We start from the raw sequence: 11,407 nt of genomic DNA on the forward strand, positions 1-11,407 counted from the left end.
CGGAGGCATCACTTTCGCATCAATTGCCACGCTTCGTCTGTCACCCACAGATGCCGCCCTGTCAGAATGGACGCGATGTCGAGGATCTCCTGGCTGCGTACCCTGCAGGCGGCCGCCACCCGTCGCACCCTGCTGCTGACCGCGCTGGGCGCCCTGCTGATCGCCGGGCTGGTCACCGTGGTTCCGGTCGTCGGCGACGGCCCAGGCGGGCTGCTCGGGCATCTGACGTCCGCACCGACCGCCGGGCCAGGCACCGGGCCGGGGCTGGGGATCGGGATCGGCAAGGGCAACGAGGCCGTCGACCGCGCTGCGGCCGGTGACTGTCTGAACTGGCCCGATGACGACCTGGACGCGGCGACCGTGGTCGGCTGCGACGTCGAGCACAAGTTCGAGGTGGCCGGTCCGGTGGACATGAAGATGTTCCCGGGCGCGGAGTACGGGCCGGACGCGCCGCCGCCGTCGACCGCCCGCATCGAGCAGATCACCCAGGAGCAGTGCGAGTCGGCGGTGCGGCGCTACCTCGGCCCCAAGTTCGATCCGCACAGCAAGTTCGTCGCCAGCATGTTGTGGGCCGGTGAGCGGGCGTGGCGCCAGCACGGCGAGCGACGCATGCTGTGCGGGCTGCAACTGCCCGGCGTCGGCGGCCACCAGCTCGGCTTCACCGGCAAGGTCGCAGACATCGACCAGTCCAAGGTCTGGCCGCCGGGCACCTGCCTGGGTATCGACCCGGCGACCAATCAGCCCAACGACATTCCGGTCGACTGCGCGGCGCCGCACACCAAGGAGGTCAGCGGCACGGTCAACCTGGCCGAACGCTTCCCCGACGCGCTGCCGCCCGAGCCCGAGCAGGACGCCTTCATCAAGGAGACCTGCACCCAGCTCACCGACGAGTACCTGGCCCCGGTGCAGCTGCGCGACACGACGCTGACCCTTACCTATGCCACCATCTCGCTGCCGAGCTGGTCGGCCGGCAGCCGTGAGGTGGCCTGCAGCCTGGGCGCCACGCTGGGCAACGGCGGCTGGGCGGCGTTGATCAACAGTGCCCGCGGTCCACTGCTGATCAACGGCCAGCCCCCGGTCCCACCGCCGTCGATCCCCGCCGAGCGGCTCAGCCAACTGCCCGCGGGTAGCCAGCCACGGTGAGCGTGCAGATGGATCCGGGCCGGTTCGACGAACTCGTCGGCGATGCCCTGGACCTGATCCCGGCCGAGCTGACCGCCGCCATCGACAACGTCGTCGTCCTGGTCCAGGACCGCAACGACGAGGAGCCCGATCTGCTCGGCCTCTACGAAGGCGTGGCGCTGACCGAACGCGACTCGAACTACGCCGGCGCGCTGCCCGACACCATCACGATCTACCGGGGCGCGCTGCTTGCGATGTGCGACTCCGACGACGAGGTCGTCGACGAGGTCAGGATCACCGTGATCCACGAGATCGCCCACCACTTCGGGATCGACGACGACCGGCTGCACGAGCTGGGCTGGGCCTGAGTTCGGGTCAAGGTACAACGAAAGTCAAGAATTTCTAGACCTTGACTTTCGGGACAGGAACCGACCGTGCGTGGGCGTGAGCAGGCCAGCCGGCGCCCGGTGCTGTAGCCGAGCCTCATAACTATCAAAAGTTATGATTCCATGACGCAGATACGCGCATCGGATCAAAGTTATGCGTAATGCGGCGAGATGCATGGCCTCAAGACTCGCCACCGCGGCGCGGCGAGTCGAGGCGATGGTATCGGTGCGCGGTGCTAGGAACGAATCATGGATGACGACTGCCGAGCCTGCCGAGCGGGACTGGACCACTGCCACGGCACGCTCATCCACCACGTGCTGCACGCGGGGGAGTGCACCGAGGACGGCTGCGCGGGCGAGGTGCTGGCGCATGCGTTCGCCGTGGACTGCGAGGCGGTCGGTTGCCGGTGCGCGGACACCGGGTCCGCGGTCGCTGGCGCGGCCTAGCCTTGGCGCGCTGCTGCTGATCCGACTGATCCGTTTCGCCCATACCGTGATAAGCGCTGATGGTCGCACGCTCCCGAGACATCCGATAGTGAATCCACTATCATGGAGCCATGGCAACTCGCGCCCAACCACCGAGCGCGACCGCCGCTGTGCTCGTGCGCGAAGCCCGCCAGCGCCGGGACATGTCGCAGCGTGATCTCGCGCGAGTTGCTGGCGTGCCGCAGTCAACCGTGGCGAACGTTGAGTCCAATAGACAGCAGCCCTCTGTTGCGATGCTCGAACGCCTCCTAGACGCGGCAGGTTTTCGCCTCGAACCACGGCTGGTCAACACGGTGCGACCCGGTGAGCTGCTGGAGCGACACCGCGAGGGGGTAGCGCGCCTGCTCGCCCGCTACCCCATTGCCCGTGCCTGGGTCTTCGGTTCCGTGGCGCGCGGCGATGACCGTCCCGGGTCCGATCTCGACCTCCTAATCGAGCCGACTCCCGCCGCTTCCTTCACCGACTACGTAGGCCTCGAAGACGACCTCGCTGAACTCCTGGCCTGCCCAGTCGACGTCATCACCACAGGGGAACTGGAGTCCAATGACCTTTTGCGGCAACGGGTGAACCGTGATCGACGCAGGCTGGAGATCGCAGCCTGAGATGGACGACCGCAACGCCGAGCAGCTGCTCTACATCGACGCAACATTGGCCGAGATGATCCAGCTTGCATCGCGTGGTCGTCAGGCGTACATCGCCGATATCGCGGTGGCCCGCGCGTGCCAGTACAACATCATCCGGCTGGCGGCCGACCTCGAACGGCTCGGTGAAGAATGGATCACGGCCCGCCCGGGTATCCCCTGGCGCCTCATCAAAGGCATGCGTAACCGCATCGCCCACAACTACTGGACCGTCGACGACGACGTCGTCTGGGCGGTCGTCGACCAGCATGCCCCGGACCTACGCACGGTTCTCGCCGACGAGATCGAAATCGCCCGCTCGCAACTTGACGCACAAAACGACGAATCCAAACCGGGCTGACCCGCCGAACACCATAGTGGCGAAGCGGGTTCAGCCCATCGGATCGGTGTCGGACCGCAAGGCGTCGTCGACCGGGTCCGCATCAGGTTCGGGATAGAACGGCGGCGTCAGCAAGCCCCACTGCACGCAGCTCCACCTGCCGTCGGTGATCGGGGCCAGCACCACCGCATCGGTGTTGTTCAGGTGGTTGTCCAGCACGAAACTGCCGTCCACCCCGGCCAGCGTGGCCGCCGCCAGCCGGATCGCCGCGCCGTGGCTGACCACGACGATGTCGCCGGTCCAGTCGTCGTCATCGAGGTAGCGCATCCGCAGGTCGGTGACGACCGGCAGGTAGCGGTCGAGCACCTGCTCGGCCGACTCCCCACCGGGCAGGGCGAGTCCGGGCTCACCGGAGTGCCAACGCTGATAGATCGCGTTGAACTCGGCGATCGCGTCGTCGTCGTTGCTGTTCTCCAGCGCGCCGGCCTGCACCTCGTGGATGCCATCGAGCGCGCGGGCGGTCACGCCCAGCGCTCCGCTGATCTCGGCGGCGGTCTGCGCCGCCCGGATGGCCACAGAATGCGTCACCAGCACCGGGCGATGCGCCCCGGCCGATGCGAATGCCCGGGCCTGATCGCGACCCAGCGGGGTCAGTTCGGAGCCGGGCGGACGGGTGTCGAGCCGACGGTCGACGTTGGCGAAGGACTGGCCGTGCCGCACCAGAACCAGGCGCCCGCTCACCTCGCCGCCCCAGCCCGACCGTCGTGGCCGACGGGCCAGGAACCCAGGTAGCGCACGTCGGCGCAGCTGCCCCGCAACGCCTCTAACGCGGCGGCGACGGCGTCGTCGTCGATGTGTCCCACGCAGTCCAAGAAGAACAGATAGGTGCCCAGCTCGGTGCGGGTCGGGCGAGATTCGATGCGCGTCAGATCGATTCCGCGGCTCCCGAATTCGATCAGTGCGGCGGCCAGCGCCCCCGGCGCGTTGTCGAGGCGCAGCACCACCGAGGTCCGGTCGATGCCGGTTCGCGCCGGCGGCGGGGCGGGCGTACCCACCAGCACGAAGCGGGTGCGCGCGTTGGGTTCGTCGATGACGCCGTCGGCCAGTCGCGCCAGGCCACGCTGCTGCGCGGCCAGCATTGTGCTCACCCCGGCATCAACCAAGCCGTCGCTGACCTGTTGCGCAGCAGCGGCATTGGAGTTCGACGGCACGATCTGGGCACCGGGCAGATGCTCGGCCAGCCAGCGTCGCACCTGGGCTCCGGCCACCGGATGCGCTGCTACGGTGCGGATGTCGGCCGCGGTCCGACCGGCCGCGACGACGATGGAGAACTCCACATCCAGGGTGATCTCGGCGAACACCTGCAACGGCGACCCGGCCGCGAGCCCGTCCAGGGTGGGTGTCACCCCACCCTCGATCGAGTTCTCGATCGGCACGCAGGCGTATTCGCATGTTCCGGCGCGTACCGCGTCGAGGGCGGCCGGGGTGCTCTCGGCCGGCACCGGTCGATGCTCGCTTCCGGGAACCAGCCCGGCGCCGGTCAGGGCGAGCAACGCGGCTTCGGTGAAGGTTCCCGCCGGGCCGAGATAGCTGATGCGGGTCACCGGTCAACCTTATCGGCCGCCGGCGTCGAATCCGCGGAACGGTTGCGCCGAGCGCCATCACTTATTAAGTTAGCCTTACCTCACTTAGCGAAGGGTTGATCGATGCCAACCAGCACCGCACAAACCGTCCCGACATCCGCGGAGCGCATTCGCAGCGCCTGCATCCGCGGGCAGGCACTACTGGCCATCGCCGACTCAGCCGAGGCAGCCAGAGCCGAACCGGTCACCGCGCCGGTATGCCACCTGCTGGCGGACGGCTCGGTGGTGATCGCGGTCCCGGCCGGCGACCCGGTGGCCGAGGCGGCCGTTGCGGGGGTGCCCGCGATGCTGGAACTCACCGACCACGCCCCGCTGCGGCTGCGGGAACGAGTGCGGGCACTGGTGTGGATCCGCGGACAGCTGCAGTCGGTACCTGCGCCCGAGATCACCCCACTGCTGGACCAGATCGCCGAAGTGGATCCCAATCCTGCTCTGCTGCAGGTGATATCACCACGGAATCCGGCGCAACCCGACAACGCCGACGGCTCCTACACGCTGCTTCGGCTGACCCCGGAGTCGGCGGTGCTGGCCGATACCACCGGCGCCGAGTCGGTCGCCGTGGACGAGTTGCTGTCGGCGCGGCCCGATCCGTTCTGCGCGATCGAGGCGCACTGGCTGCAACATCTGGACTCAGCGCACCCCGAGCTGATCGCACGGCTGGCGGGCGCCACGCTGCCGCCTCGGTTGCGGCGCGGGCAGGTCCGCCCACTGGCCGTCGACCAGTACGGCATGTGGTTGCGGGTCGAGCAGACCGAAGCCGACCACGACGTCCGGCTGAGTTTCCCGCGGCCGGTCGCCGACGTGCTGAGCCTGAACCGGGCGGTGCGCGCACTGCTGGGCTGCCCGTTCCTCAACGGACTGCAGGCCCGCCCCCGGTAGCGGTTACCGTGTCGAGGTGACCGAGCCGGCCGGCCTGCGCCTGGAGATCCTCGTGGTGCTGGCGGTGACCTACGGGCTCAGCGCCCTGACCGCCGTGCTGCAGCTGGCCGACGCGGTGATGCGCGATCTGGCCGCCCAACGAATACCGCTGAACCCGCGCCGTTCCCACTTCGACGTCATCGATCTGGGCCTCAACGCCGCGTGGGCCATCCAGCTGATCGCGTGGGGCGGGTTGGCACTGTATCTGTTGTGGCGCAGCGGATTACGCCCGGACCGCATCGGGCTGACCCGCCTGCCCCGACGCCCCGATCTGGCCGGTGGGCTGGGGCTGGCCGCGCTGATCGGCCTGCCCGGGCTGGGCCTGTATCTGCTGGCACGCGCGGTGGGCCTCAATGCCGACGTCGTCCCCGCGGCGGTCAACGACACCTGGTGGCGCGCCCCCATGCTCATCGTGATCGCGTTCGCCAACGGTTTCGCCGAGGAGACGATCGTCGTCGGCTACCTGCTGACCCGGCTGGCGCAGTTGGGGGTCTCACGGCGGGTCGCGCTGGCGTGCTCAGCACTGCTGCGCGGTTCCTACCATCTCTATCAGGGCTTCGGCGCCGGCCTGGGCAACATCGCGATGGGCCTGGTGTTCGGCTACGCCTGGCAGCGCAACGGCAGGCTGTGGCCGTTGATCCTCGCCCACGGCCTGATCGACACGGTCGCGTTCGTCGGCTACGCGGTGTTCGCCGACAAGCTCGGCTGGCTGCGCTGAAAGCCGGGGAGAGCGGTTCGGCAACCAGGCACTGCGTAGATTGGTCAGGTGAACGGCGATCGCGGACCGGGCGGGCCCCCGAGGAGGTGGAACCAGCCGGGTTGGGATCAGCCGCCGCGACGTGAACCGCCGCCGATGCTGCATCGCCCCTATCCCCCGGTGCCACCGCCGATCGCCCTCCGGCAGCCTCCGCCACCACGCATCCCGCCTTCCCCGGCTTCCCGGCCTTCCCCGGCTTCCCGGCCTTCCCCGCCTTCCCGGCGTTCCTGGCCGCGCCGCCTCGCGGTAGCCGCACTGCTGGTGACGCTGCTGGGCGCGGCCGGCCTGCTCGGCACGGCTGTCTGGCTCGACACCGCCGTGCAACGGGCCGCGGTGTTCGCCGGTTACCCCGACCGTCCACCGGCCGAGCGCGGGACGACGTGGCTGCTGGTGGGATCCGACAGTCGCGCCGGCCTGACCGCCGCCCAGGAGCGTGCGCTGAGCACCGGCGAGGACGGCGGCAACAGCCGCACCGACACCCTGCTGCTGGTGCACCTGCCCGAGCTGGGCTCGCCCGCGCCGGCGACCGTGGTGTCCCTCCCGCGGGACTCCTATGTGTCCATCCCCGGCTACGGCGAGGACAAGATCAACGCCGCGTTCGTCCTCGGCGGGGCACCGCTGCTGACCCGGACCGTGGAGCAGGCCACCGGGCTGCGGCTGGACCACTACGCCGAGGTGGGCTTCGACGGATTCGCCGCGCTGGTGGACGCGCTCGGCGGGGTGCGACTGTGCCCCGACGATCCGATCGACGACCCGCTGGCGGGAGTGAACCTGCCGGCGGGGTGCCAGAAGCTGGCCGGACCGGCGGCCCTGGGCTACGTGCGCAGCCGGGCCACCCCGCGGGCCGACCTGGACCGGATGGACCACCAGCGACTGTTCCTGGCCGCGCTGCTGGATCGCATCACCAGCCCGCTGGTCTGGCTCAACCCGCTGCGCTGGTACACCGTGCCGCGCGCCGCCGCACACGCGGTGACGGTGGACGCCTCCACGCGAGTCTGGGACCTGGCCGCGCTGGGCTGGGGCCTGGGCGGGCACACCGCGACGCTGACGGTCCCGATCGGCGAGTTCGCCGACACCGACGTCGGGGAGGCGGTGGTCTGGGATCACGAGGCGGCCGCAGCCCTATTCGACGCATTGCGCCGCGACCAGGCGCCGCCGACAGGCACCGACTCGCATGCCAATTGAATTCCGACTAATTCACTCGAGAACCCTTTGAGCCTATCCTATCTTTACTTAGGCAACGCTGCCCTGAGTAAGCCTCGCCTTGGATGCGCACCCGGTCTGACCAGGGGTAGTGTCGTGACCATGAGCGAGAACGACAACCACACTTCGAAATTCCACGCACTGCTTCAAGAGCAGATCTACCACGAATTCACCGCAGCGCAACAATACGTCGCGGTAGCCGTTTATTTCGACGGCAGTGATTTACCACAATTGGCGAAGTTCTTTTACAGCCAGGCCGTCGAGGAACGCAGCCACGCGATGATGATGGTGCAGTACCTGCTCGACCGCGGCATCGCCGTCGACATCCCCGGCACCGGCGGGGTCCGCAACCGGTTCGACGCCCCGCGCGACGCACTGGCGCTCATGCTCGACCAGGAGAACACCGTCACCGAACAGGTCAGCCGGCTGACCAGCGCCGCCCGCGATGAGGGCGATCACCTCGGCGAGCAGTTCATGGGCTGGTTCCTGACCGAGCAGGTCGAGGAGGTGTCGGTGATGACCCGGTTGTTGCGGGTCGCCGACCGCGCCGGGCACAACATGTTCGAACTGGAGAACTTCATCGCCCGCGAGGTCGCCGGGCCGGCTCTGGACCGCAGCGCACCCCGGATGGCCGGCGGGTAACCGGCGATCCGAATCAGCCCGCCCGCAGCCTCGCCTTGGTTCGGGCGGGCTGATTCGTGGCGATCCAGGCCACGCCGACATCCCGGCAGAAGTCGACGTCCGCCGCCTGGTCGACAGTCCAGCAGTACAGCGCCCGGCCGCGGGCAGCGGCATGGTCCACCAGCTCCGGGTGCTCCCGCAGCGTCTCGATCGACGGGCCGATCGCGGTGGCCCCGACCGTGGTCGCCGCGCTGCCGCCGAGGTATTGGGCCGCCGAGCCGAGCAGAACGGTCGGCATCAGCGGCGCGGCCCGGCGGATCCGCCATACCGCAGCCGCCGAGAACGACATCACCACCGCGCGTGAGCGGCTCGCCGAGGCGGGTGCGGCGATCCCATACCGCGCCAGCAGTGCCAACACCTTGCGCTCGACCAGTGCGCCGTAGCGCACCGGATGCTTGGTCTCGATGAAGATCTTCACCGGCCGATGCCAGTCCAGCACCAGTTCCACCAGTGCATCGAGCGTGAGAAGCCCGGTGTCCCCGCTCTTTTCGGAGTTCGGCGATCCGGCCATCCCGCTCGGATGCCAGCCGCCGTAATCCAGGTTCTGCAGCTGCGACAGCGTCATCTCGCTGACCACCCCGACGCCACTGGACGTCCGGTCCACCCGCCGGTCGTGCACACAGACCAGGTGCCCGTCGCTGGTCAGCCGCACATCGCACTCGACGCCGTCGGCCCCCTCGGCCAGCGCGCGGTCGTAGGCGGCCAGGGTGTGTTCCGGAAGGTCTGCCGACGCGCCACGATGCGCGACGACGAATGGGTGCTCTGTCACCACATCGCCGGGCCGCGCCATGGCCTTATGCTGCCGGTTCCCGCCCGTCGGACTCAAGAGCCGCGGCCGGTGGCGCGCCGGTTCCCGTCCCCGAAGGCAGCCCCGATGGCGGCGCCACCGGGACATGGGCCCGGTCGTCGGCGACCACCCAGTGGTGGGTGGGCCGGCCCATCGACCGCTGCTCGAAGCCCTCGACCACCCGGGCCACGGTCAGCACCGCGGCCAGGCCCAGCAGATAGGCGAGGATCGTCGCCACCACATTGTTGGCGATGCCCTGGGCGTCGTCGGTCCAGCTGGTGGCGGTGGCGAACACCGCCGCGGCGGTGGCGGCCGCCCACACCAGCCACCACACCACGATGGGCTTGCGCAGCGCGGCCAGCCGGTTCTCGCGGCCGGCCAGCTCCAGCACGTAGACCGGTGCCCAGGCCAGGTTGACCAGCGGCACCAGGCACCCGGCGCGCAACGCCCAGTCCGGGCGCGACTCGGGCAGGTGCAGTTTGGCGAACGCCGCCGCCCGGCGCGCCCGCAGCCAACGGGTCAGCACCACCGCGCACCAGATCACCGCCGCGATCGCGGCCAGGCCGGCCAGCCGCCCCAGCCACACCGCGGCGCCGGCGATCAGCGGATGCAGCAGCCGGGTGCGGTTGATGATCATCAGCAGATAGATCAGCGTGTGCACCACCGCGGCGATACCCAGCGCGGCGATCGCACCGCCGATGGCCCTCTCCAGCAGCTGCGGCGACGGCGCCACACTCTCCGATGTCTTTCGCTGCGCCACAGCAGGATTCGGTGCGCCCATCAGGGTCCAGCGTGGCATCACCGGGTACCGAGGGGTGGGCCCGAGCGGGCGCTGCGGGCGCTCCTGCGGCGGCGGGGGGCCGGGGCGCACCGCGATCCAGCGATAGGCAGTGCGGGGCGGCGGCCCCTCCGGAGCAGCAGACGGCCCCGGGGGCCGCATCAGCTCGGCTTCCTGGGCGGGAGTCAACGGCGCCCACAGCGAACCGTTGCAGTTGGGGCACCACTCCCGCTGTTGATCGCGCACGTTCCACCGCATACCGCAGCGGGAGCACACCTGAATCACGGCACCAGCGTAGCGAGGCGCGAACAGGACGGGCGCGGGATAGGTCCTCCGGCCGGCCAGAGACCCCGGTCAGCAACCACCCGGCTATCCACAGTTTCCACAGGTTTATCCACATATCACCCCGGCGGTGAACCCGTCGGTGAAGTGCTTTTTTGCGGTCGGCCGATACACCAGCTGTGGATGACGCGCCGTCAGCGACACGCGCCGACTAACAGCCCCGGGCGAAATCGCTTGATCCGCTAAGCAGCTGCATCTCCGCAGGCCAACCGGGTATTACCAGTCGAGTTTTTCCACCCGCGCGCCCGGGCGCTATGATCGTCGTCACAGATCGGTTGTGATGCGCCTCACTGACGTGGGCGCACGGTGAAGTTGGGGGCATACGAGATGGTCGGGGCAGGGCAATGACGGCACACCCGGGATCGGCGACCTATAAGCGCGGCTACCTGCTGGCATCGCTGCGCGCCGGAGTGGTCGCCCTGATACTGCTGACCGTCCTGCTGGTGCTCATCCTGACCTGAGCACTGCCATCGCCGCACATGCCGGCACTGTCCTCCTTGCGGTACTTCCTGCGGTGGAGCAATGTGGATCGAGGTGCCTCCACCACCTCGCGCGCGCCGAAAGGTGGGGTGCTGTAAGCGCGTCAACGCAAGTCGACAATGATCAACGGTGATCGACACCGGATCAGGACTGATCGAAGGAAGGAACCCCGTGGCCGACTACACCTTGCCCGACTTGGACTGGGATTACGGAGCCCTTGAGCCGCACATCTCGGGCCAGATCAACGAAATTCACCACAGCAAGCATCACGCCGCCTACGTGGCGGGCGTCAACGGCGCCGTGGCCAAGCTCGAAGAGGCGCGGGCCAACGACGACCACGCCGCGATCTTCCTCAACGAGAAGAACCTGGCGTTCCACCTCGGTGGGCACGTCAACCACTCGATCTGGTGGAAGAACCTGTCCCCCAACGGTGGTGACAAGCCGACCGGCGAACTGGCCGCAGCCATCGACGACGCGTTCGGGTCGTTCGACAAGTTCCGCGCTCAGTTCACCGCGGCCGCCAACGGCCTGCAGGGCTCGGGCTGGGCGGTGCTCGGCTACGACACCCTGGGCGGCAAGCTGCTGACCTTCCAGCTGTATGACCAGCAGGCCAACGTGCCGCTGGGCATCATCCCGCTGCTGCAGGTCGACATGTGGGAGCACGCCTTCTACCTGCAGTACAAGAACGTCAAGGCGGACTACGTCAAGGCGTTCTGGAACGTCGTCAACTGGGCCGACGTGCAGTCGCGGTTCGCGGCGGCCACGTCGAAGACCTCCGGGCTGATCTTCTAGCCCACCGTCACACCGGAGCGGGGGGGGGGGGGGGGGGGGGGGGGGGGGGGGGGGGGGGGGGGGGGGGGGGGG

Annotated in this window: 14 protein-coding genes; 10 read left to right on the forward strand and 4 right to left on the reverse strand. The window is 69.0% G+C overall.

Features of this window, described 5'->3' with window-relative positions:
• Window positions 1-66 precede the first annotated feature (66 nt).
• The 5 genes from K6T84_RS17930 (at window position 67) to K6T84_RS17950 (ending at window position 2,975) form a co-directional block, all read left to right on the forward strand.
• A complete protein-coding gene (locus tag K6T84_RS17930; protein ID WP_408066138.1) occupies window positions 67-1,143 on the forward strand; it encodes a septum formation family protein in 1,077 nt (358 codons plus the stop codon).
• The gene (locus K6T84_RS17935; RefSeq protein ID WP_225397769.1) at window positions 1,140-1,490 is read left to right on the forward strand and encodes a metallopeptidase family protein; all 351 of its coding nucleotides are present in this window, start codon (window positions 1,140-1,142) and stop codon (window positions 1,488-1,490) included. Before K6T84_RS17930 ends, K6T84_RS17935 begins: the two co-directional genes overlap by 4 nt.
• 267 nt (window positions 1,491-1,757) lie before the next feature.
• Entirely contained in the window at window positions 1,758-1,955 is a 198-nt protein-coding gene (locus K6T84_RS17940; RefSeq protein WP_225397770.1) for a hypothetical protein, read from the forward strand.
• A 110-nt stretch (window positions 1,956-2,065) separates the two neighbouring features.
• The gene (relB, locus tag K6T84_RS17945) at window positions 2,066-2,596 is read left to right on the forward strand and encodes a type II toxin-antitoxin system RelB family anti-toxin (protein ID WP_225397771.1); all 531 of its coding nucleotides are present in this window, start codon (window positions 2,066-2,068) and stop codon (window positions 2,594-2,596) included.
• 1 nt (window position 2,597) lies between these two features.
• Complete coding sequence (locus tag K6T84_RS17950; RefSeq protein WP_225397772.1) at window positions 2,598-2,975, forward strand: HepT-like ribonuclease domain-containing protein; 378 nt, start codon at window positions 2,598-2,600, stop codon at window positions 2,973-2,975.
• Window positions 2,976-3,005: 30 nt separating this feature from the next.
• On the opposite strand, the gene K6T84_RS17955 is transcribed toward K6T84_RS17950, so the two are convergent.
• Both K6T84_RS17955 and pheA read right to left on the reverse strand, forming a co-directional pair.
• On the reverse strand, window positions 3,006-3,695 hold the full coding sequence (locus K6T84_RS17955; protein ID WP_225397773.1) for a histidine phosphatase family protein: 690 nt from the start codon (window positions 3,693-3,695) through the stop codon (window positions 3,006-3,008).
• Complete coding sequence (gene pheA, locus K6T84_RS17960; RefSeq protein WP_225397774.1) at window positions 3,692-4,558, reverse strand: prephenate dehydratase; 867 nt, start codon at window positions 4,556-4,558, stop codon at window positions 3,692-3,694. The genes K6T84_RS17955 and pheA overlap by 4 nt, the downstream gene beginning before the upstream one ends.
• Window positions 4,559-4,660: 102 nt before the next feature.
• Between pheA and K6T84_RS17965 the strand changes: the two genes are divergently transcribed.
• The 4 genes from K6T84_RS17965 to K6T84_RS17980 all read left to right on the forward strand — a co-directional run bounded on the left by K6T84_RS17965 (window position 4,661) and on the right by K6T84_RS17980 (window position 8,117).
• Window positions 4,661-5,476: a DUF2470 domain-containing protein gene (locus tag K6T84_RS17965; protein WP_225397775.1), complete on the forward strand. Its 816-nt coding sequence runs from the start codon at window positions 4,661-4,663 to the stop codon at window positions 5,474-5,476.
• Window positions 5,477-5,492: 16 nt separating this feature from the next.
• Window positions 5,493-6,233 (forward strand): CPBP family intramembrane glutamic endopeptidase, encoded by a 741-nt coding sequence (locus tag K6T84_RS17970; protein ID WP_225397776.1) that lies wholly within the window; start codon window positions 5,493-5,495, stop codon window positions 6,231-6,233.
• A gap of 48 nt (window positions 6,234-6,281) precedes the next feature.
• Window positions 6,282-7,457, forward strand: a complete 1,176-nt coding sequence (locus tag K6T84_RS17975; RefSeq protein WP_408066005.1) for an LCP family protein — start codon at window positions 6,282-6,284, stop codon at window positions 7,455-7,457.
• Window positions 7,458-7,577: 120 nt separating this feature from the next.
• On the forward strand, window positions 7,578-8,117 hold the full coding sequence (locus tag K6T84_RS17980; protein ID WP_225397777.1) for a ferritin: 540 nt from the start codon (window positions 7,578-7,580) through the stop codon (window positions 8,115-8,117).
• A 13-nt stretch (window positions 8,118-8,130) separates the two neighbouring features.
• Here the strand turns inward: K6T84_RS17980 and K6T84_RS17985 are convergent, their stop codons facing one another.
• On the reverse strand, window positions 8,131-8,946 hold the full coding sequence (locus K6T84_RS17985) for a glycerophosphodiester phosphodiesterase (protein ID WP_225397778.1): 816 nt from the start codon (window positions 8,944-8,946) through the stop codon (window positions 8,131-8,133).
• 4 nt (window positions 8,947-8,950) lie between these two features.
• Window positions 8,951-10,006 carry a DUF4328 domain-containing protein gene (locus K6T84_RS17990; RefSeq protein WP_225397779.1) on the reverse strand — a complete coding sequence of 352 codons (1,056 nt, stop codon included), beginning with the start codon at window positions 10,004-10,006 and terminating at the stop codon, window positions 8,951-8,953.
• A 708-nt stretch (window positions 10,007-10,714) separates the two neighbouring features.
• On the opposite strand from K6T84_RS17990, the gene K6T84_RS17995 reads away from it, so the two are divergent.
• Entirely contained in the window at window positions 10,715-11,335 is a 621-nt protein-coding gene (locus K6T84_RS17995; protein WP_224863600.1) for a superoxide dismutase, read from the forward strand.
• Window positions 11,336-11,407: the final 72 nt, after the last annotated feature.

It is taken from the genome of Mycobacterium zoologicum, from assembly GCF_020181635.2.
Lineage (GTDB): Bacteria > Actinomycetota > Actinomycetes > Mycobacteriales > Mycobacteriaceae > Mycobacterium > Mycobacterium zoologicum.

What these genes read in the sequence shown, in the direction of transcription:
- K6T84_RS17930 (WP_408066138.1), top strand. Translation starts at nt 67, where the DNA reads ATGGACGCGATGTCGAGGATCTCCTGGCTGCGTACCCTGCAGGCGGCC.
- K6T84_RS17940 (WP_225397770.1), top strand. Translation starts at nt 1,758, where the DNA reads ATGGATGACGACTGCCGAGCCTGCCGAGCGGGACTGGACCACTGCCAC.
- relB (WP_225397771.1), top strand. Translation starts at nt 2,066, where the DNA reads ATGGCAACTCGCGCCCAACCACCGAGCGCGACCGCCGCTGTGCTCGTG.
- K6T84_RS17950 (WP_225397772.1), top strand. Translation starts at nt 2,598, where the DNA reads ATGGACGACCGCAACGCCGAGCAGCTGCTCTACATCGACGCAACATTG.
- K6T84_RS17965 (WP_225397775.1), top strand. Translation starts at nt 4,661, where the DNA reads ATGCCAACCAGCACCGCACAAACCGTCCCGACATCCGCGGAGCGCATT.
- K6T84_RS17980 (WP_225397777.1), top strand. Translation starts at nt 7,578, where the DNA reads ATGAGCGAGAACGACAACCACACTTCGAAATTCCACGCACTGCTTCAA.
- K6T84_RS17985 (WP_225397778.1), bottom strand. Translation starts at nt 8,946, where the DNA reads ATGGCGCGGCCCGGCGATGTGGTGACAGAGCACCCATTCGTCGTCGCG.